This is a genomic window from Sphingomonas sp. (assembly GCF_039595165.1).
Taxonomy (GTDB): domain Bacteria; phylum Pseudomonadota; class Alphaproteobacteria; order Sphingomonadales; family Sphingomonadaceae; genus Sphingomonas.
In genome coordinates, this window is record NZ_JBCNMA010000014.1 from 23,681 (window position 1) to 44,019 (window position 20,339).

22 protein-coding genes and 1 tRNA gene are annotated in these 20,339 nt (G+C 61.1%); 15 read left to right on the forward strand and 8 right to left on the reverse strand.

All coding sequences use genetic code 11. From position 1 onward, the window contains the following. Window positions 1–45 precede the first annotated feature (45 nt). The 12 genes from ABDV68_RS04405 to ABDV68_RS04460 all read left to right on the forward strand — a co-directional run bounded on the left by ABDV68_RS04405 (window position 46) and on the right by ABDV68_RS04460 (window position 5,244). Complete coding sequence (locus ABDV68_RS04405; RefSeq protein ID WP_343518439.1) at window positions 46–231, forward strand: hypothetical protein; 186 nt, start codon at window positions 46–48, stop codon at window positions 229–231. 68 nt (window positions 232–299) lie between these two features. Further along, entirely contained in the window at window positions 300–968 is a 669-nt protein-coding gene (gene pspA / locus ABDV68_RS04410) for a phage shock protein PspA (RefSeq protein WP_343518440.1), read from the forward strand. Window positions 969–972: 4 nt separating this feature from the next. After that, window positions 973–1,254 carry an envelope stress response membrane protein PspB gene (gene pspB / locus ABDV68_RS04415; RefSeq protein WP_343518441.1) on the forward strand — a complete coding sequence of 94 codons (282 nt, stop codon included), beginning with the start codon at window positions 973–975 and terminating at the stop codon, window positions 1,252–1,254. A 1-nt stretch (window position 1,255) separates the two neighbouring features. Then, a complete protein-coding gene (gene pspC, locus ABDV68_RS04420) occupies window positions 1,256–1,633 on the forward strand; it encodes an envelope stress response membrane protein PspC (protein WP_343518442.1) in 378 nt (125 codons plus the stop codon). A gap of 29 nt (window positions 1,634–1,662) precedes the next feature. Continuing rightward, window positions 1,663–1,953, forward strand: coding sequence for a hypothetical protein (locus tag ABDV68_RS04425; protein WP_343518443.1), 291 nt, complete (start codon window positions 1,663–1,665; stop codon window positions 1,951–1,953). Window positions 1,954–1,967: 14 nt separating this feature from the next. Further along, window positions 1,968–2,294: a hypothetical protein gene (locus ABDV68_RS04430; RefSeq protein ID WP_343518444.1), complete on the forward strand. Its 327-nt coding sequence runs from the start codon at window positions 1,968–1,970 to the stop codon at window positions 2,292–2,294. 12 nt (window positions 2,295–2,306) lie between these two features. After that, a complete protein-coding gene (locus ABDV68_RS04435; protein WP_343518445.1) occupies window positions 2,307–2,585 on the forward strand; it encodes a hypothetical protein in 279 nt (92 codons plus the stop codon). Window positions 2,586–2,613: 28 nt separating this feature from the next. Then, a complete protein-coding gene (locus ABDV68_RS04440) occupies window positions 2,614–2,742 on the forward strand; it encodes a hypothetical protein (protein ID WP_265115965.1) in 129 nt (42 codons plus the stop codon). 45 nt (window positions 2,743–2,787) lie between these two features. Continuing rightward, a complete protein-coding gene (locus ABDV68_RS04445) occupies window positions 2,788–3,063 on the forward strand; it encodes a hypothetical protein (RefSeq protein ID WP_343518446.1) in 276 nt (91 codons plus the stop codon). A gap of 42 nt (window positions 3,064–3,105) precedes the next feature. Next, window positions 3,106–3,351, forward strand: coding sequence for a hypothetical protein (locus ABDV68_RS04450; protein ID WP_343518447.1), 246 nt, complete (start codon window positions 3,106–3,108; stop codon window positions 3,349–3,351). Between the two features lie 154 nt (window positions 3,352–3,505). Beyond that, window positions 3,506–3,913: a SufE family protein gene (locus tag ABDV68_RS04455; protein ID WP_343518448.1), complete on the forward strand. Its 408-nt coding sequence runs from the start codon at window positions 3,506–3,508 to the stop codon at window positions 3,911–3,913. Beyond that, window positions 3,910–5,244, forward strand: coding sequence for a PepSY domain-containing protein (locus tag ABDV68_RS04460; RefSeq protein ID WP_343518449.1), 1,335 nt, complete (start codon window positions 3,910–3,912; stop codon window positions 5,242–5,244). Before ABDV68_RS04455 ends, ABDV68_RS04460 begins: the two co-directional genes overlap by 4 nt. A gap of 3 nt (window positions 5,245–5,247) precedes the next feature. Here ABDV68_RS04460 and ABDV68_RS04465 read toward each other — a convergent pair whose 3' ends face one another. Together ABDV68_RS04465 and ABDV68_RS04470 are read right to left on the reverse strand one after the other, a co-directional pair. Next, window positions 5,248–5,547 (reverse strand): (2Fe-2S) ferredoxin domain-containing protein, encoded by a 300-nt coding sequence (locus ABDV68_RS04465; RefSeq protein WP_343518450.1) that lies wholly within the window; start codon window positions 5,545–5,547, stop codon window positions 5,248–5,250. Beyond that, window positions 5,544–6,080, reverse strand: coding sequence for a J domain-containing protein (locus ABDV68_RS04470; RefSeq protein WP_343518451.1), 537 nt, complete (start codon window positions 6,078–6,080; stop codon window positions 5,544–5,546). Before ABDV68_RS04470 ends, ABDV68_RS04465 begins: the two co-directional genes overlap by 4 nt. A gap of 112 nt (window positions 6,081–6,192) precedes the next feature. On the opposite strand from ABDV68_RS04470, the gene ABDV68_RS04475 reads away from it, so the two are divergent. Continuing rightward, window positions 6,193–6,268: transfer RNA gene (locus tag ABDV68_RS04475), tRNA-Glu, on the forward strand. A 284-nt stretch (window positions 6,269–6,552) separates the two neighbouring features. Here ABDV68_RS04475 and ABDV68_RS04480 read toward each other — a convergent pair. Together ABDV68_RS04480 and ABDV68_RS04485 are read right to left on the reverse strand one after the other, a co-directional pair. Continuing rightward, complete coding sequence (locus tag ABDV68_RS04480; RefSeq protein ID WP_343518452.1) at window positions 6,553–7,908, reverse strand: hypothetical protein; 1,356 nt, start codon at window positions 7,906–7,908, stop codon at window positions 6,553–6,555. Continuing rightward, window positions 7,908–9,134 (reverse strand): ATP-binding protein, encoded by a 1,227-nt coding sequence (locus ABDV68_RS04485; protein WP_343518453.1) that lies wholly within the window; start codon window positions 9,132–9,134, stop codon window positions 7,908–7,910. Before ABDV68_RS04485 ends, ABDV68_RS04480 begins: the two co-directional genes overlap by 1 nt. Before the next feature lie 884 nt (window positions 9,135–10,018). On the opposite strand from ABDV68_RS04485, the gene ABDV68_RS04490 reads away from it, so the two are divergent. Together ABDV68_RS04490 and ABDV68_RS04495 are read left to right on the forward strand one after the other, a co-directional pair. Further along, window positions 10,019–14,359 (forward strand): NACHT domain-containing protein, encoded by a 4,341-nt coding sequence (locus tag ABDV68_RS04490; protein WP_343518454.1) that lies wholly within the window; start codon window positions 10,019–10,021, stop codon window positions 14,357–14,359. Continuing rightward, complete coding sequence (locus ABDV68_RS04495) at window positions 14,356–15,756, forward strand: hypothetical protein (protein ID WP_343518455.1); 1,401 nt, start codon at window positions 14,356–14,358, stop codon at window positions 15,754–15,756. The genes ABDV68_RS04490 and ABDV68_RS04495 overlap by 4 nt, the downstream gene beginning before the upstream one ends. A 239-nt stretch (window positions 15,757–15,995) precedes the next feature. Here ABDV68_RS04495 and ABDV68_RS04500 read toward each other — a convergent pair whose 3' ends face one another. The 4 genes from ABDV68_RS04500 to ABDV68_RS04515 all read right to left on the reverse strand — a co-directional run bounded on the left by ABDV68_RS04500 (window position 15,996) and on the right by ABDV68_RS04515 (window position 20,174). After that, window positions 15,996–16,358, reverse strand: coding sequence for a helix-turn-helix domain-containing protein (locus ABDV68_RS04500; protein ID WP_343518456.1), 363 nt, complete (start codon window positions 16,356–16,358; stop codon window positions 15,996–15,998). A 149-nt stretch (window positions 16,359–16,507) separates the two neighbouring features. Continuing rightward, window positions 16,508–16,855, reverse strand: a complete 348-nt coding sequence (locus ABDV68_RS04505; RefSeq protein WP_343518457.1) for a hypothetical protein — start codon at window positions 16,853–16,855, stop codon at window positions 16,508–16,510. Between the two features lie 47 nt (window positions 16,856–16,902). After that, window positions 16,903–19,224: an RHS repeat-associated core domain-containing protein gene (locus ABDV68_RS04510; RefSeq protein ID WP_343518458.1), complete on the reverse strand. Its 2,322-nt coding sequence runs from the start codon at window positions 19,222–19,224 to the stop codon at window positions 16,903–16,905. Further along, the gene (locus ABDV68_RS04515) at window positions 19,221–20,174 is read right to left on the reverse strand and encodes a hypothetical protein (RefSeq protein WP_343518459.1); all 954 of its coding nucleotides are present in this window, start codon (window positions 20,172–20,174) and stop codon (window positions 19,221–19,223) included. Before ABDV68_RS04515 ends, ABDV68_RS04510 begins: the two co-directional genes overlap by 4 nt. Window positions 20,175–20,339: the final 165 nt, after the last annotated feature.

Sequence of the window (20,339 nt, forward strand, 5' to 3'; positions counted from 1 at the left end):
TCGCCAAAATTGGCACGCCCCCTGCAATATTCCTGGCAAGCCGCGATGGGCGGCGAACGAGACACCAAGGGACGGAACGACATGTACAAGGGCAACAACAGCTTTCGCACCACGCTGGCGGCGATCGCCTGCACCCTGGTCGTGAGCACCACCTGCCTCGCCAGTGTGGTCGGCCCCGCCGCCACCGCGACGGCACAGATTTCCACTCAGGCGCCGGACACCTTCGCCTGAGCGGTCCCGCCGGGCGGGCACCCCCTAGCCCGCCCGGCGGCACGAAGTTTCCAAGGAGCAAGTTGAAGATGGGCATTTTCTCTCGCACCCGCGACATCATCGCCGCCAACGTCACCGACCTTCTCGACAAGGCGGAAGACCCGGCGAAGATGATCCGCATGATCATCCTCGAGATGGAGGAGACCCTGGTCGAGGTCCGCGCCAGCGCGGCGCGCACGATCGCCGACCAGAAGGAGATGCGGCGCCATATCGCGAAGCTGGAGAACCTGCAGGCGAGCTGGACCGAGAAGGCCGAGCTGGCGCTGTCGAAGGACCGCGAGGACCTGGCCAAGGCCGCGCTGGTCGAGCGCCAGAAGGCGTACGACATGTGCGACCAACTCAATGCCGAGATCCATGTGCTCGACGACGCGCTGCGCGCCTCGGAAGAGGACATCGCCAAGCTGCAGACCAAGCTGCGCGACGCCCGCGCCCGCCAGAACGCGATCATGACTCGCCTCGAGAGCGCCAACAACCGCGCCAAGCTGCGCGAGATGACTCACGGCTCGAAGGTCAACGAAGCGTTCAGCCGCTTCGACCTGCTCGAGCGCCGGGTCGACTTCGCCGAGGGCCGCGCCGACGCGCTGCAGCTGGGGGCGCCCAAGAAGACGCTGGAGGAAGAGATCGCCGAGCTCCAGTCGGCCGAGAAGGTCGACGCCGAGCTGGCCGCGCTCAAGGCGCGCCTGAACAAGGAGGGCTGAGGCGATGGAAGACGTTTTCCTGCCGATCGTCATCGTCGGCATGCTCTTCATCGGCATGCCCTGGGTGATCCTCCACTATGTCACGCGGTGGAAGCAGGCGAAGACACTGACCGGCGAGGACGAGAACTTGCTCGACGAGCTGCATTATACGGCGCGCCGCCTCGAAGATCGTCTTCAGACGATCGAGCGGATCATCGCCGCCGACAATCCGGAGTTCCGCCTGCGCGGCAGCGATACGCCGCCGCTGCGCGAGCTCCCCGACTATGAACGCCAACGGAGGAACTGAGATGTCCGCAAGCCGCACGCAACTCTACCGCGACAAGGTGAACGGCAAGTGGCTCGGCGTCTGCGAGGGGCTGGGCGAATATACCGGGGTGGATCCGCTGTGGATCCGGCTTGGCTTCCTGGTCCTGTTCTTCGCGACCTTCCCGCTGATGTTCTTCGTCTACATCGGCCTGGCGATGGTCACGTCGCACAAGCCGATCGGGCTCTACGACAGCGCCGAGGACGCGAAGTTCTGGCAGGGCGTGCGGGCCAACCCGCGCCGCTCGACCCAGGAGGTCCGCTCCAAACTGCGCGACATCGATCGCCGGATGGCCGACATCGAGACCTTCTACACGAGCCGCAACACGCAGCTCGCCGACGAGATCGAGCGCCTGCGCTGAGGCGCGGCGACGACGGGAGGGAATGGGACATGAGCTGGAGTGGACCGGGTTTCGTCATCGCCATCATCGCGATCTCGACCTTCGGCTGGCTCGCATCGACCTGGATCCGCGCGAAGCACGGCTACCCGGTCGAGAACGAATGGAGCGGCATGACCGGCAAGGCCGATCCCGCCGCGAACCGCAAGATCGAACTGCTGACGAGCGAGAATGAGCGGCTGACGGGTCAGATCGGCCGGCTGGAGGAGCGGATCGCGGTGCTTGAGCGCATCGCCACCGACCCCGCTGAACGCACCGCCCGCGACATCGACTCGCTGCGCTGAAGAAGAGGAACGATATGGAACCCGAAAAGCTCGCACTGGTGCAGTCGCTCTTTCCGATGATCGCGATCATCGTGTCGGTGGCGATCGGCGGATGGGTGTTCAACAACTGGCTGCGCATCAAGAACGGCTACCCGCTCGACGGCGCCTGGGGCCAGGCAGTCTATCCCAAGACCGACCAGGAGGCGGTGGAGCGGATCAAGCTGCTGAGCCAGGAAAACGCCCAGCTCCGCGCCGAGCTCGGCTCGGTCAAGGACCGGCTGGCGAATGTCGAGCGGATCGTGACCGACGGCACGCATGCGCTCGATCGCGAGATCGAAGCGCTCCGCGTCACCAAGAACTGAGGGAGAGCGGCAATGGACAAGGCTTGGTTCGTGCTTGGCTTCTTCATGATCGTGGTGGGCATCCCCGTGATCGTCGGGGTCGGCGGCGACATGTTCAAGCGCTGGCTGCGCCATAAGGAGAAGATGGCCGAGGCGCTCAATGCGCAGACCGCCGAGAAGGCCGCGCAATATGCGGCCCATACCGAGCGGCTGGAGCAGCGGGTGCGGGTGCTGGAGCGGATCGCGACCGACAAGGGCCTCGATCTCTCCGACGAAATCGAGCGGCTGCGCGACGAGCGGCCGGTAAACTGACCAACCCTGTGTAACGGGAGTAAGACCAATGTTGATCGGGTTCTTCGCGGTACTGGGCGTGATCGGCGCAATCGGCGTCACACTGTCCGAGATGCGCGACCGCCCCGTTCGCCGCGCCGAGAAGCTGGCGCGCGAGCAGGCGGAAGCGGCGAACTGAGACGAAACGCCCGGCAAGGGCAGACTTACGGCAGGAGACGACATGATGGGTCCGTTCGAAATGGTGGTGGGAATCGTCCTGATCGTGACGGTCGGCAGCATCATCAGGGCCAAGATGGGCGGCGGCGTCCGCCGCGACCGCCACGGCAGCGGCTATCGCGCGCATAACGACGGCGCCGACGCCGCCGAGGCCCGCCGCCTGCAGGAAGAGGTGCGAACGCTCAAGGAACGCATCGCCGTCCTCGAGCGCGTGATCACCGACAATCACAGCGTCAGCAACCTCGACCGCGAGATCGAGAAGCTGCGCGACGGCCGGAACTGACCGGCGCAACGACTAAGCGAAACGCGTCTGATGGAGGGCGTGATGAGTGACCCCAATTTCTACCTGATCATGGCGACCGCGGCGCTGGCCGGCCTGGGCATGGTCACCGCGGCGGGCCTGGCCGGCTGGCGCGGCTGGCTGGCGCTCAAGCGGCAGGAACTGAGCGTGGCGCATGCCGGCGACAGCCACCAGCCCGCGCCGAGCAGCGCCGGTGCGCGGATCGAGATCGCCGACCTCAAGGAACGGATCCGCAAGCTCGAGGCGATTGCCGCCGGCGTCGACCTCTGACGGAGGTGCGCCGCGCCATCGGGACGGGAGGCCCGGCGGATCGCGGCGCACACCGGGAGCGGCCGCCGCAACCGGGGCCGCTCCCGTCCCGGCCACCGCCGGGACCGCGCATGCCGGGCTGGCACGGCGGCGCAACCCCGCTATAGGCACGGCCATGCCCAGCCTTGCCGAAGTTCAAGACGAATATGCGTTCCTCGACGCCGACGATCGCTATCGCCTGCTGATCGACCTCGGCCGCGCGCTCGAGCCGATGCCCCACGCGCTCAAGACCGATGCGACGTTGGTGCGCGGCTGCTCGGCGGCGGTGTGGGTCTATCCGACCGTACGCGAGGACGGCGCGCTGCACTTCCTCGCCGACAGCAACGCCGCGATCACCAAGGGGATCATCGCCCTGGTGCTGCTGGCGGTGCAGGACCGCAGCCCGGCCGAGATCCTCGCCACCGACATCGAGGGCGCGCTGGCGCCGTTCGACCTCAAGAACCAGCTGAGCTCGAACCGCACGCAGGGCATCCCCAACATGATCGCGCTGATCCGCGCCACGGCGGAGCGCTACATCGGGTGACTCCCGAGAATGGGCGTCTCTACCGCGCCATCTGGCGCTGGCATTTCTATGCGGGGCTGTTCGTCGTTCCGTTCATTCTGCTGCTGTCGCTCACGGGCGCGATCTATCTGTTCAAGCCTCAGCTCGACGCGTGGCAGGAGCGGCATTGGCATGATGCGCCGTTCGAGCGCGTCGTCTCGCCCGACGACCAGGTGAAGGCGGCACTCGCCGCCGTGCCCGAGGCGCGCTTCTACAGCTATCGCTTTCCGCCGCACCCCGTCGGCGCCGCGGTGATCCATGTCGGCCTGCCCGGCGGCAGCATGCGCGATATCGGCGTGTCGCTCGACGGACGGGTGCTCGGCGTCGCCGACCCCGAAGCACGGATATCCGCCACCGTCTCGCGTATCCACGGCTCGCTGCTGATGGGGCGCTGGGGTGGGCTGCTGGTCGAGACCGCTGCGTGCTGGGCGATCCTGCTGATACTCTCCGGCCTCTATCTGTGGTGGCCGCGGGGACGTGGGCCGGCCGGTGTGCTGTGGCCGCGACTCGGCGCGAGGGGCCGGCTGTTCTGGCGCGACCTTCACGCAGTCACCGGCTTTTGGGTGAGCGGTCTCGCGCTGGTGCTGCTCGTCTCCGGCTTGCCCTGGACCGACGGCTGGGCAACCGCATTTCGCACCGTCCGCGCCGAGCTCGGGCTGGTGCAGGGACCGCAGCAGTGGAAGGGCGGCGTCGATCTGCACGCCGAGCATGATCACGAGGCGATGCTGCGCGCACAAGCGGCCGTGCCCGGCCCGGGATTGAGCCTGAACGACATCTATCTGCGCGCTTTGGCGGAGCGCCTGCCCGAACCGGTGGTGCTGATTCCGCCGGGCGCGCCGATGCCGCTCGGCCCGCCCAACGGCAATGTCTGGAAATTGTCGAGCGAGACGCAGAACCGCCCCCTCGCCCGCTCGGTCAGCTTCGACCCTATGACCGGAGCCGTCGTCGCGCGCGAGGGATTCGCCGACAAGCATCCGATCGATCGCGTGATCGGCTATGGCATCGCGTGGCACGAGGGGCAGTTGTTCGGTTGGGTCAACCAGGCGATCGGCGCGCTCACCGCGCTCGCTCTGATGGCGCTGGCGGTGAGCGGCGTGGCGATGTGGTGGCGGCGCCGGCCTGGCAGCACGCTCGGCGCCCCTCCCCGCCCGTCCGAGGCGAAGCTGCGCGTCGTCGCGGTGATCATGCTCGCTCTCGCGCTCCTGCTGCCGATGCTGGCGGCGTCGCTGATCCTGCTGCTGGCGGTGGACCGGCTGCTACTTCCGCTCTGGCCCCGGGCCCGCCGCTGGCTCGATCGCACGGCGCCGGCCTGAGCTTCAGCGCAATCCGATCTCGGCCGCCACATCGTCGAGATCGGCGCCGGCCGGCACGATCAGCCATTCGCGGCAGGCGGCTGCGTCGACCACCGTCACTGCGCCGCGCGGACACACGCCGAGGCATTTGACGTCGACCACGCCGGCGGCCGACTTGCGCCCCTTCTTGAGCCCGAGATGCTTGCGCAGCGCCTTGCCCAGCGGCTGCTTGCCCTTCGGTCCGAAACCGCCGCCGAGCCGCTTCGAGCATTTGGCGCAGACCAGCACGGCGCTCGACCAGTTGGCGCGGACCCGCGCCTTCACTCCGGCCGCCACTGCCGCCTTTCTTCGGCCGCGCGCAGCACCTCATAGGCGGTCTGGATCGCCTGGAAGCGCTTCGCCGCCTCGGCATCATTGGGACGGATATCGGGATGGTTTTCCTTGGCGAGCCGCCGCCAGGCCCCGCGCACCGCCTCGAATTCGGCGTCGGGATCGAGTTCGAGCACCTCGAGCGCGCGCATCTCGTCGCGCGAGCGGCTGCCGTCGCCAGGACCGGCCCAGGCGTTGTGGCGGCTTTCGGCATAGCCCGACGCGGTACGGCGATCCTCGGCCTCGCGCTTGGCCGCCTCCTCGGCGGTCAGGCCTTCGAAGTAATTCCAGTTGCGATTGTACTCGGCCGCATGCGCCTCGCAAAAATACCAGCGCTCGGGGCTGTTGGGCGACTTGGGCGCGGGGCGGTCGCCCGGCTCCTCGCAACCCTCGCGGTCGCACAGGCGCACACGTACGGCTTCGCGCTCGGACCCGTAGGGCCGCCAGCGGGGGAAGCCCCAGTCCATCGATCGGGTCGAACGCGCCATTGCGCGCCAAATAGGCATGGACGGCGCGGATTGCCAGCGCCGCGGTGACTTGCGCTCGCAGCGCTTGACGCCCCGCCGCACCGCCTGTAGAGGCGCCGCTTCCCGCTCGCACGGCCCCTTCGTCTAGCGGTCTAGGACGTCGCCCTCTCACGGCGAAAACACGGGTTCGAGTCCCGTAGGGGTCACCAGCGATTTCAGTCGCTTAGCCGCCGAATATCTGCACGATCGTGCAGCTTACTGCAGATTTTCTGCAAAACCGTAGCTGGAAACCGGCGGATTTTCCAGGATCGTTCCGGATAGGCGCCTCACTGCTCCCTAGCTTCAGCGTGCTGACGAATGTCCGATTCGCAGCTGATGCCGGCCTGTCAAAAATGCGGCAACACGCGAACCGATGCTCGACGTGGTTGGCCTGCGCGCTAGGCGACATGCGGCCTGCATCCGCGCATTGAAGCAAGCGGATGTTCATGATGCCCTACCAGTAGATCGCTACGACCTCGACATCGAGGAGCCGAGGCGCCTCGGAAGTTGCTGGAGGCGATGTTTCAAACATCGTCGTCGTTCCCTGCGAGAGGGAGGGAAACATAGGAAGCCCTGTTACGATGCGCGCCTCCTCCCGAAGTTCGTGGTCGCGGCGACCGTCAATCGACGAACCGGTCATGCGCGTGATGAGGTCTCCGAGAGCCTTGAACGCGCTCCGCTGCGCGGTGGTCGACCCCGTCCTGTCGCGAAGGGCGAGGATCGATCGATCGAGCTCGTCGGTCTGAGTGTCTTCGAGGCTGGCCCCGGTCTCGCGAACAACGGCGTCCCGATAATGCTCTAGCGCCGCGCCGAGCAGCAGCACGTTCGTGTCAATGCTCGTCACACCGGCCTCCTGAAGTGAACTGCGGCCTGCGGTGTTTATCTGTTCAACCAAATCAGGTGCATGGGGGACGAAAAGCGCGGCGAGCTTCACGGGTGTCCACGTATCGTGGAGACCATCCCGCGCGACGCGTGCCAGGAGCGTGAATTCGGCCTCGGAGAACAGAACCCGCCGTATGTCCTTCCAGTAGGCAAGGTGTTCGGTGACACCTACGATGTCGAGCGGCCGCGCTTCTAGCCCGAGGTCAGCAATCGAATCGTGATGGACGACATATTCGGTGGCGCCGATCCGTACCACTACGTGGTCAAGTGCCTTCGCGCGTATTGGGATTAGCCCGGCGAGCAGCCGCTGGAGAATCCGGTTCACGGGAGCGGTCTGCGTGACCAGCCCCAAGACATTGTTCGCCGCGAACATGCCCGGATTCTCGTCGGCCATACTGGTGAACTCTGTCATGAGAGTCCCAAAGCGGAAAACTGGATCGGCCGTCAGGCGAACGCGAAACTCGACGAGTTGTCCGCGCTTGAGCTCGGCTGTCGGAATCGCCAGCGACCTGTCGGTTATCTTCTCGATCTGCGCGACATCCGAGAAGGGTTCGACCTCATCGCGCGGCTCGACGATCCGAAGGTCGTCTAGAGCGTGGAACTCCCTGAACCACGACTGGACGGTCGCCTTGCGAGAGGTCTGCAGGGTGCTGCTGTTGCTGGTCTGGTAGCGAGAGGAGATATCTGCCTTCGCCAGCAGGCTACCGCCCGCGCCCAGACTGGTCGCGACCTCACCCTGATTGCCGGCGACGTTCTGCTCGGACGTGCTGTCGGTGACTTCGCCCTTCTGTGAGGAGAGGAGGCTCCGTAAGCTGACTTCGTCCAGATAGATGAACTCGCGGAGCGGCCTGTCTCTGGTGGCAGTCGCCACAACCTCCGGGGTCGTCGTCGGCCGGCGCTTGCCCCCGAGCCACCAAGGCAGGCTCATCAGAGGCTCCCTCGATCCGCTTCGCGCCGTGGTCTGGCCGCGACTCTCTCAAGCGCCAGGGCCAGATCCTCAGCAGCGATGAAATCCCGGCTGTCCTTGGCGGCAAGGATGGCGGCTTCGGCCCAGAGCGCGTTGAGCTCCGCGGCCGACCAGCCTTCCGTCAAAGCGGCAATGTCGATCAGCGGAAGCCACTCGGCCGTCTGAAGCTTCCTGGCATGGACCTCTAGGATTTCGAGGCGATCCGCAACGGTGGGCATCGTGAACTCGATCTCCCAGTCGAAGCGTCCCGGACGCATGAGCGCGGGATCGAGTGATTCCGCGCGGTTCGTTGCGGCGACTACGACCACGCCCCCCCCTTCGCTCGAGAACCCGTCCAAAAGCGTGAGAAGCTGTGCTACTAGACGCTTCGAAGCCTCGTGAGATTCGCCGGTCCTGCGTTCGGCAATACTGTCGATCTCGTCGAAGAAGACGATGGCACGGCCGCATTCGCTCGCTGCCGCAGCGTCGAAAATCTTGCGTAGCGTGTCTTCAGTATCACCGACCCACTTGCTAACGATGGATGGGCCGCTGACTAAGTAGAAGTCGGCCTTCGACGCGTGTGCGATGATGCGGGCCAAATGCGTCTTGCCAGTGCCCGGCGGTCCGGTGAAAAGAATGCCCTTGACCGGCCGGGCCCCGATCACCTCCAATGTCTCCCTGTGATCGAGTTGGGTGGCGATCAGCTCTTTTGCTCGTTCGACCACGTCCGGATATCCTCCGAAGTCGGCGAATGTTGGACCACCTTCAGACGTGTCGACCCGATATTCTTTGAGAATGTCCTCGCGGCTGATGCCGTACTCGCGGCTTCGGATCGGAACGTCCGCGACCACCCTGATTATCCCGTCGATGTCATTGTATTCGACAGTGTTGTGGATCTCGACGTCGACGTTCCCATAATTGATGACCGGCTTAATGTGGATTCCGTCATCAACCAATATTTCTTCATCACCCACTTTCGCCCTGACCGTTGCGACCGAGTTGGCCCAGAGCCACGTGTCCGGTGGCGCCAGCTCCCATCGGTCGGCCCCAAGTAGCAATACGTCGCCTCGGAAAGGCAAATTGCCGTTCAAGATCGTGAAGGCCGTGGTTAGGCCATCCTGCTGCCGCGCATGGACCTTCTGCGTGTCCTCGTCCACGTTCAGCACCTTGACTATACGTCCGGTCAGTTCGGCTTCTTCGCGCTCCATCATGCGGATGGTAGAATTTTCTGCGTTCGCATCAATCGGGATAAGTTTATCATCCAGTCGATAATGTGCGGTTTTGGATTGACGTCAGGGACCGGCTTCCATTGACGAGCGGCGGAACACGAGTAGCCGGACTGAAGCGATCCTCATCTAATTCCCCTGGTTGCGAGAAGGAATGCTTGTGCCGAACCTGAGGGCCGCGATACGGCGAAACGCAAAGCTGCTGGCGACCCACGCTCAACCGTACCCGCGCCCGCTTCGTCAAGTCCGCGCCGCTGTCCTACGATTCTGAAAGCAGTCAGTCTGCAACCGGGCCAATAGCTGCCCCGCCCTATTCCTTTCACGGCTGAAACACGGGTTCGATTCCCGTAGGGATCGCCAATGATTTCAGTGGGTTAGCTGTATCAGCAGCCCGCGTGTCAAATATCCATCAAATATCTTTGTGCGGATGTCTGCGCGCTCGCGCAGACGAAATTCGCGTTCCCTCGAGGCGAAGGGCCCTATCCCTCCGATGTCGATTCGAAAGCGTAAGACCAAATGGAAATTGGTTGGGTTGCGTAGCGGCAGCTTCTTGAGAGCCACCCACTTTAACTGACCTCAGCTTCCGCACGCCTGAGAAGCTGAAACTACGCCAATGGGGCCGCTGAGTTCGCTTAGCCCGCCTCTAGCGTGACAGGCTTTATCTGCCGCGCTGCAGTTCTTCCGACTCGCATCATAATGCGCACTAAAGAGAATTTGAGCACCATGATTCCGAAGCGAGCGCTGCTCGACCTGAACGGTTGACCAGATCGAAAAACCGCCTCACCGGCGAGCCAGCCCCGGTGCGCCCGCCAGGCTGGTTGCAATGCCACTTGGGTTCAGGAGCATCATGCCGCTAAGCATTGCAAATGACTTCGGGGTACAAAAAGCCGGGAATTTTGCGCGCTAGCTTTGACTACCAGGATCTCGCTGCAATTGCGGTCCTTATAGACTTTTATCGCCAACCAGATGTGTATCAGTGGATCGAACTAGATAGCGATGACCCAGCCCATGCTTCGATCGACGATATCGTCGCCTGCAGGCAGGATGGGCGATACGAAGTCACACAGGTCAAATTCACCGTCGCCCCCGGCGACCCAGCCAATCTGCTGAGTTGGGATTGGCTTCTGGACAAAAAGGGACGAGCAAAATCCCTTCTGCAGAAATGGGCCTCGACTGTCGAGCGTCATGCGAATGCTGGGCTGCTCGAAAAGGCCGACTTGTTCACCGATCGCCTTCCCTCTCCCGATTTCGCCGCAGTGCTGGATAATGGCCAAGTCATTCTAGATCGCGTTCCGGCCAATCTCACCGACCAGATCGTCGGGCAGCTTGGCTCGCATGAGAATGCCGAGCTCTTCTTCGAGAATTTTCGGTTCGATCACAGCCAGCCACACCTGACTGACCTCGAATATAATCTGCAGGCGCTCCTCATTCCGTCCGACACCGACTATCAAGGATGGATCGCGCTCGTTCGCGCGGTGAAAGAATGGGCTACCCTCAAGAACAGGCCCGAGCCCGACGGCAGGGTGCGTTATCATCATATTCGCGCGATGCTATCGCGGGAGCGACCGCGCCCCCTTCCCCAGAATTTTGAGGTGCCCCCCGGCTATCGTCCGCCCGACGAGGACTTCGACAGTGATTTCGCCAAACACATTCTAACCACGGATGGTGTTACCGTATTGTGGGGACCGCCTGGCAGAGGAAAGAGCACCTATCTCAGCTACCGCTTTCAGAAGCTAGAGCAGGCGAAACAGCTCTGTATTCGCCATCACTATTTCCTGAATCTGGCGGAGCGCAGGACGACCCGGTTCTTCTTTCACGAGATCGAACAATCGCTTGTTCGCCAGATTCGGGAACAGCGTCCCGACATCCAGGCCAAAGGCGACAACTTGGGCGTATGGCTCGATGCCGCAGCGCAGGCGGCAGGCGACAATGGCAAGCGCCTCATCGTAGTGATTGATGGACTGGATCATGTTTGGCGCGAAGGGCGTTCGTTGGACCAGATGCAGCAGGTCTTCGCGCATTTGCTTCCCGCGCGGCCCAATATGCATGTCGTGGTGGGGACGCAGAAGATTGCGCCGAAGCATCTCCCGCAAAGGCTCCTACAATATTGCCCCGAGGAAGCGTGGCGGGCGCTACCTCTTATGTCGAAGAGTGCAGTCGCACATTGGCTTGGCGTCCAATACGATGCTGGCCGCCTACTTCTTGACAATGGGAGGAAGCTAGAAACTACGATCCAAGCGCTTGCCGGCGCCTTCCACACCATTACCGAAGGCCTCCCGCTTCACCTGATCTATGCTTTCGAAATGCTGGCGCGTCCTGGCGGCGCCTTGACCGAAGCGGCGATCCTCGCGCTCCCGCCCAATCCGACCGGAGACATCCGCGATTATTATCGATCGCTCTGGAAGAAGGTATCCGCCGGTGCCCGAACCATATTACACGCGCTCGCCAGCATCGATTTCGCGGTGGCGCCAGGAGGCATTCATCGATGCTTCCAAGGAATGCCGGGTGCTCCCGAGGCGATCGAAGAAATTGATCATCTTCTCGATCATCGGGAGATCGGAACATATCCCTTTCATGGTTCCATCTTTGTGTTCGTCCGTGACCAGAAGGAGCATGAAGCCGTCGCTCTGAGCCAGCGGCCGACGATCCTTGCATGGCTCGATGGTCCGGCACCTCAATATTGGAAATGGGCTTGGTCCTGGGTGACCCGAGCGAGGTTCGGTGACGTGACACCACTCTTGAACGGCCCCGATCGACCATGGGCTTTGGCGGCTCTGAGCGCAGGCCGCCCGCTCGAGCAGATCCAGTTCATCATGCAGCAAGCAGAAATCCTCGCATTCGACACGTTGGACTTTGCTCGGGTAACTGAGTTGCGATCCTTGTGGGTCCGCGTCTCTAATGCCCCAGAATTCCAGACCACAAAATTCGCCGGTTTCATCGAGGCCACCTTGCGGCTTGCCGAAGACAATTATCGGCTGATCCAACTGCGCAGCACACTTGCACGCCAACAACCCGCAGTGATGCTACCCCTTCTGCGGGCGCTCGCACCCGAGGCCGCCAGCGTCGCAGCGGAATCGGCTCTCGCGGAAATCAACCGTCGGGCGATAGAATCGCGCCATGACGACAATGCGCGTGAGGATTGGCCGGCCATCCTAGTCCGAATCCTCCCCTATCTCGATCAGTTCGAACCAAGGCGTCTCAAAAATTATGGCCGCCGCCTAGGGCGTAGCGACAGCCTTATCGGAGAGACGATGGAAGAAGCGATCTTCTCTGGGCGCTACGCAATGGCGTGGTCGATAGCCGGCCTTCATCGGGGTGAGAGATGCGACGCATCTCTCTTTGCCCTGGCATGTTTGGACGGGGCTGACATTCGGCAAAATCGCGCCCTGCGGGGGCACGCTTCAAAACCCCTATTCCACGCCCTCTATGCAGTGCGAAAATGGCCACTGCCACGGTCACGGCCACTTGCCATCAATGTCAAGCAGATCATTCCATCCACGAATGGCATTGAAGCGAGCGCTGCCGTCCCGCCCCGTCTCCAAAAATTCTTCTTCACCGTGCTTTCTGCCGCGCTGGGCGGCCGGGCAGATCGTCTCAAACTTGCCGGCCTTGAGGAGCTCGAAGACGATTGGGCACGCACCGTGCTCCAGGAGTTCACGGATGTCGCCTGCGCAATCGCCGGGCGCATTGACGACGGCGATCCGATTCCTACGCTTCGAGAGTTCTTCGAGGCTTTCGATATCCCGCGCCACCCTAGCCGAGGCTACGACGCAACCGTCCTGGTTCGAAGCGTGGGGCTCGCTCTGCGGGATATCTCGATCGATCTGCAGCTATTGCGCCAGGTGAGCGATCCAACTGCTCGGATCGAGGCTGCAGATCTCCCGGAAAGCGATAGTCGCCTTTGGTATGACATGCAGTGGCTAGACCGCATCGGGAGCCGGCGCCTTCCCTTGCACAGCCCAGGCGGGGCCGCAGCCCTGCTCGATCGTATCGCGAAATATCTGGATACGACCGTCACTGAGTACATGGAGCGCAGCGATACTTGCATCGACGCCACACTTTTTGCCCTAGACCATGATCTTTTAGATCAAGGAAAGGCCTTCCTCGATCGCACCGCTCGTTGCCTCCTCGGCTATGGCTGGCGAAAAGACCCTTATGCCTTTGAATTGCTAGAGGTTATGGAGCTGATGGCTCCAATAGATCCGTCCTGGACCGCACGGACGACATTGGAGCTGGCCCCGGCATTCGACGCCATTACAGAATATACTGACGGGGACGAGACCAATCATGCGAGATCAAGTTATTTCGACAGTGTCGCCGACCTCCTGCCGGACCGGGTTGGCCCACTCTATGGGTGGCTCGTGCGTCGCGATGAATGGTATTATGCAGATAGCCTCCTTTCCCATGTAGTCAAATCGCTCGACCCTGCGCAGCCGCACGATCTCGCACTGCTATCGACGCTCGTGGAATCAGGGCAGTTGGACAAGGATAACCTTCGATCCAAATATCCGGGCCAGGCCACAGCATCGCTAATCGAATATATCGATCGCATTACGGGGTATTCGAAGCCACCAACACCGGAGGACCGCAGCTCGAGCACCACCGTATCGCGCACTCCGCCAAGATCTGCGCCGAGACCAGCAGATTATTCCCCAGCTCGCTTCGGCGAATATCGCAAGGCCGTAGCTGGCGCGCCTGGCTATGGCTGGCAGGACGGCGCGATAAATCGCTGGCTCGCTCATTGGCGCCGACAGGGCAAAAGCAAAGAGGCATTGAGCGCGTTACGCGCGGTCGTCACTGGCGAACACTTCACCTATGAGATCGACAAGGCCTATGACCTGGCGTTTGAGATGAGTTTGGAAGTTGAAGGGCGGGAAGCGGCGTTCTTCTGGCTCGTAGCTGCCCAACGATTTCGGCGTGGCTGGAACCGTTGGTACGCGAGTGAGAAGGAAGCCAAGCGCAGGATTTCGCGTGCCGCGCGCCACTATCCTGATCAATGGGCAGAATTTTTGCGCCAATCCTCGGCGCCGGTGTTTGATCGGCCGGGTGAGCGAACTACCCTTGTGTTCGGGCAAAGCCGGCTGGTCGACTTTCTTCTCAGGGTCGGTGAAACCGGCAAGGCGCGGGAGCTCGCCGAGGCCATCGTGGCCACGATGCGCGCCGAACTTGACGGGCAACCGCTACGCACGCCGGAGTGGGCCCAGTGAACGGCGTTGCCAGTCTCGCGCTATTAGCCGAGCGCCTCCATTGGCCCATACCACGGGTACGATGGGAAGCTGCCCGCCAATTTGCGCAGTTGATCCGCAACGGCGACCAACTCGCGCGTGAGCACTTGCTCGCCTGGAGCAAGCTGCAAAAGCTCGAATCCGACGCGCTGATGTTGCCATCGATCATTCATGCCTTTGCCCTTCAAGGGCATTTCACCTTCGGGGAAGTTCATGCTGCGATCGTAGCCCCATCGGTCCTTTCGGATGCGCTCCTCGACAGCATCTATCCAGGTGAAGCTTGCCGCCTCTTCTCATTCCGACTGGCCTACAGCAAAGGGGCGTGGGCAGACCCACCGGAGAACGAGCTGTTCGACGACGGCCTTGGGAAATTGGTGCCTCCCATATTCCGGTCGCTACTAGCGAGGCTACAGCGAGCATCGCAGGTCCCCTTCTTGAGCCAATGGCGGGGAGAATGGAACGCGCTCCAGGATGCTTACTCCGAAGCCTATTCTAGCTATCCAGATTACTTCTTCCGCGGTGATCGGGGGCAAACTGGATCGCTCGATGTTCGCCAACGTGCGGTCTATGTCAGCGCATATCTACGGACTCTGTCTTGGGCTCTGTTGGAAGTGGGCTTGCCGCAGCCGGTGGCGCTGGATTCTGCCGAAATAGCTCTGCCCTTCAACCGCGGCCTTTCGGATTTCGAAGCCAGTCCCCGGCCTGATTGGAGCAAGAATTTGCTCGGCCGTTATGAGGAGCTTGGGCCGCGTAAACTCGCCCAGGCCCTCTGGCGAGACGCTGCCGAGTCGCTCGACAAGGGTTTCGAGCCACTTGGCTTGGACATAGTCGATACCGACGAGCTTACCGCGCTCCGCGTGGAAATTCATCGAACATTTGAAGACAGAGATGCGCCCCGAACCACCGAACTATCGTCCCCCGGTTGGGTGCACCCCCAAGGCGACGATTGGACTCTAGAGGGCCCCTTATCGAACTCAGAGCAATGGGATCAGGAGACCGGTCTGCGGCCGTTTTGCGTCGCCGCGCAACCCCGCACCTTGGGCCGGTCGCATATAGATCTTGTCCTCAGCCGAATGCTGGTAGCCGATCCTATGCTGGCAACCGGGGTCGCTTCACTGACCTGTGAAAAGGACAGGGTTGTCGTGAACGACCACGCCGGCCTCCTGTCTACACTTCAGCTCTGGTACGCCGACTGGTCTCCAACCCATGTGGAAGAGTTCGGCTTAAATGGCTCCCTAACATCCTGCCGCTCGACGGCGCTTCGGAAATTCGCACGAGATTGCAAGGTGCACATGCCACGGCTTGCCCGCATTCGGGTCGCCCAACGAAAATATCGACACGACAAATACACCATCGTGTCACGCACATTCCGAATGTAATTGGAATCCGCGTGATCAAATGATCCCGGATGATTCGAACGGAATCTAGACGCCCACCCGACCATCTCACTCGCGATGCTCGAGAAAATCGTCTCGGTGCTCGTTCTAACCGCGCCGTTATCCTCAAAAGGTTTGCAGGCGCCGGCCGTGTAATGGGTTGGCGGCTTGCCTGAAGAACCCTCCGCTTTCCGAAATCACCTGAGTGGAATGCCACGACCGGCAGTGGGCGCAAAGCCGCCTCAAAATGTATCGCCATGCGGCTCATAAAGCGCCGCGATCATTCGCTCCACGATACCATCCTCGGCTTTCGACCGCGTTTCCTCTTCCTTCGACAACAGATCACGGCGAACTGAGTCCGACGTTCCCCCAATGCTAGCGGTCAGTATAGCGTTCGCCAGAAACGGATGCATCACTTCAGCCAAATTGTATTGCGCACGCTCAGTTGATCCTGCGCGGCCACGCTCAAGCAGCACCTGAATGCCGGACATCGGCACGAGCGTGATCGCGCCGACCTTGATCACCTCGATCTCGCCAGCCTTGATCAGCTCGTAGAACTTCGACCGGCCGATGCCGGTGATGCGGCACGCATCCGCAATCCTCAAGGTGATGGGTGACAGGTCGCCGCTCGTGTGCCTCCGTGTATGATGTCAATTCCATAACCGACAAGCGTCCCCCAATCTTTAAAAGAGAGGCATCAACAAAGGCGCATTTAATTTATGATTCATTGAGGGTAGGTTGCTGTTTCATAACATTATTGAATTTCGGGAAGTTCACTTTCGCGCTTCCCGCTCCGCTTTTGATTCCAAAGTACGAGAACCAGATTTAATAATAATAGCAACCAAGCGACAAGCCACGCCCGTCCATCAGGAGAATTGTTCCTAATTTCTAATGTAGCGGCCAACAATACCAGTATAACTATAAGAAAATGACCCAAAACGACTTTTTTTGGAGTCAGAAGGCGATTAATGCCAATTACTAGCGATGCCAAGCAGGTCAGAAAAACTAAAAGGCATATTAAAGAAAATAAAATAATCCCCAATAATTTGTCATACTCATTAATATATCTTACAACGCCAAAAACAGAAATAGCCAATGCCATTAAAGAAATTAAGGAGAAAAATGAGTTGGTAACTATAGATAGCATCCTCATCTTTCGAATTCCCTATGCCTATAAAACTGTTCTACACGCTTACCGTACTCTGAAATCTTTGAGCAACTTCCGCAATTATACTTTGTTGCTATTGACGCAACAGGGCGGCTAGGATCGATAAGCCCCTCTTTCGAAATCCCAGATATGTGCCTAGCTATAGCTTCAATATTGGTATTCGGATCGAGGAGCTGATCCCGTGTATATCCATTGGTACCGACGGTTATCTGACCCAGTCCAACCGTACTTCCATATCCCGCCGCCTCCATGTTTGACTCGAAAGGCGTCTGGTGCGTCTGCTCTTCGTAGATAATCGATCTAACGATATTTGCGTCGACTTTGAATTCCTTAGCGCTGGCTGCGATTGCCGTTCCATGATTGCTAATGGTTTCTCGCACGCTTTCCCCGCGAACAGCCTCGCCGAATTTCATCACGGTTGACCTTAACCCTTCCGCGTCCCTCTTGGCCTGCGCCGCCAAAGTCTTGGGGTCGTGCCATTTCTTGCGGTAAGTTTCTTGTCCACTCGGATCTGCTCCATTGACTGGATCATTGCCTACGTAAGCGTAAAGGTTGATTTGGTCCTCATATCCGATGGGGTCGGTCTGCAGGAACCGGCCGAGCATCGGCGAGTAGATACGGGCCTTGTAGTGGTACATGCCAAGCTCGGGGATCCACGCCTGGCCAGTATACTGGAAGCGCCCGGCGTTTGTACCGGGCACGCCATATTCGTCGTAGCTGTTGACCTGGACGCGGTTGCCGCCGCTATCGGTGATCGCGATGATCGAGCCCTGATGATCGGCGATCAGGTGACGCGGCGAGGCCATGCTCGAGCCGGCATATTCGACCAACGGGTCATCTGCGCCCGCCAACGGTCCATGGACATAGCGTTTGAGCATCGCCCCAGCTCCGTCATACTCCGCGACGAGCGCGTCCCCGTCATACAGGAACTGCGTTGTGCTCGGCCCCTGCGTCACCTGCGCCAACCGACCCAGCGGGTCGTAGGCCAGCGTGACCCCGGTGCTAGCGCCCACCAGCCGGTTCTCGATGTCGTAGCTATAGGTTATCCCGCCATCGGAGGTCAGGTTGCCGTTGGCGTCGTAGACATAGGTATTGCTATTGACGCTTGCATACTGGTTGAGGCCATTCGCCACGTAGCTGCGGCTGGCGTTCGCATAGTTGGTGTAGCGATAATCGTCGTTGTTGCGCGTGCGCGAGACGATCTGGCTCGCTGGATTGTAGGTGAAGGAAGTGGTGACGTCGGCCACGCTGTTGTTGAATGTATCGTAGGCGGACGCGAGCCGCGCGATCCCGTCATAACCGTAGGTGGTCGAGGACTCCCACGTCGTACCACCCCACCGATAGAAGATGCCAACCCGGCCGGCCGTGTCGTAGCTCACAAAGTTGAGATTGGAGCCTGCCGGGCCGTCGCTGAAGTAAAAGCGGTCGAGCCCGTCCCAGCTGGCACGGACATATTGGTTATCGGGCCAAGTGATCCGGGTGCGATTGCCATTGGCGTCATAGGTGAAGTTGAGATTGCGGATTACCTCACCGCTGCCGAGCGGCATCACCGCGGTCGTTGCGGTCAGGCGGCCAAGCGCATCATATGCATTGGTGATGCCCTGACCTAACAGCGAATCGAAGCGGGCCATCGTCTGCGATCCGCGCAAGTCGTAGGCATAATAGACTGCCCTTGCGCCACCGCCGGGGTAGGTCTTGCTGGTGACGCGGTTCAGCGCGTCATAAGCGTAGGCGATGGTTCGATTGTCGCGCTTCTTGAGACTCGTGCGATTGCCATTCTCGTCATAGCCATATTGCTCATTGTCCGACGCATTCACCGCGCCGGCGGTTGCCAAGGCGGTCGCGGGGGTGGAGGGATTGTAGCCGCTCGGTTGAGCGGTCGAGGGAAAGCGCCAATAGGTCTGCCGCCCGAACCCGTCATATTCGAGCTTGGCCCGCTGACCGTTGGCGTCGATCACGAACTCGCGTTTGCCGCTGGTCGTGTAGGTGTTCGTGACATAGGCCTGCTCAAGCGACGTGCCCACCGCCCGCCATTCCTGCAGCAACTGCCCCGCAGCATCATACACGTTCTTCGTGATGCGATCCGGCCCCTGGGTGCCTTGCGGCTTGTGGACGCAGGCGTCAGTGGGCGCACCCCCAAAGAGCGTGGGGTTCATACGCACCGCGGTGCATTTGACCCGGCCCATCTCATCATAGCTGGTCTCGGTCTCGGAGACGATCGTCTCGGCACGAGCGCCGGTGGCAGCCAGGGTCGCTAATGCGCATCCAAGCGCAACGATCGGTCTAATGCGATTGCCGTTCATGGGTGCCCGACCTCCTTCTTGACGAGATCGCCGGTGACCGGATCGAACTTCATCCGCTCGAAGCGCTGGACGACGAAATCCGACCCATCGGTCGCGGTGCCGCGGCCGAACTCGGTGCGCTCCTCGCGCCCGTCGGCATCGTAGATATGGCGCACGATCGGTCGGGGCAGCGCGCCCGCGCCGTCGGGGTCGGCGCCGATCTCGAACACCTTGCGCCGCAGCGCGTCGTAGGTCGTGTACGACCGGTCATCGACATCGGTCCGTGGCCCGTCGACCGAGGTCACATCGCCGCGATAATCATAGGTGTACGCGGTCGTTGCCGAGATCGAGCCATCACCCGCCGCCACGGTCTGCGACGTCAGGAACAGGTTGTTGTGATTATAGGCGTAGGTGGTCACCCGCTCCTGGGCGGTGCCAACGCAAGATGCGGGGTTGGCCGCCGTCGCGCTCAGGCACTCAGACACTCGCGTCAATCGCCACACCGGCGTCGAGTTGACCAGCTGCCCCACCGCGTTCAGCACCTTGGGATAAAGCTGCGTGTAGCTGAACCGCTTCTGCGGCCGCACCCCGCTCGCATCAGCCGGTAACGTCTCCGTCAGCACACCCCCGTGCGCCGGATCGTAGGTGAAATCCGTCTGGTTGCCCTTCGGATCCCGAATATAGGTCGGCTTGTTGCAGACACGGTAGGTGGTTACCGTACAGCTACTTGGCAGACCCACTAGCGTAACGAGCGGCGTACCGCCTCCCGCCGGTATCTCAGACATCGATGATATCGCACCCCGCGTATAGGTATATGTGCGCTTGCTGCCATCCGGATTGGCGATCTCCACCAACCTGGCTGAGCGCGCATAATTGTGGACGCCATAATAGAAGCCCTCAAGATCAGCGTAAGTGTAGGTCGTCACTCTTCCCAGACCATCGGTGGTCGACAAGAGGTAGCCGGCCTGCATTACAAAACTCTCTGTCGAACCATCCGGATTCGAAACGGTCCCGCTATATTTTTCGGGCAATTGGAACTTATCGACGGTCACGGAATAGGATGTGGTGTGACCACGAGTCGCGCTGAACGATAAATATGGAAACGCGCCAGAAGGGGTCGAAGCAGTACCCGTACT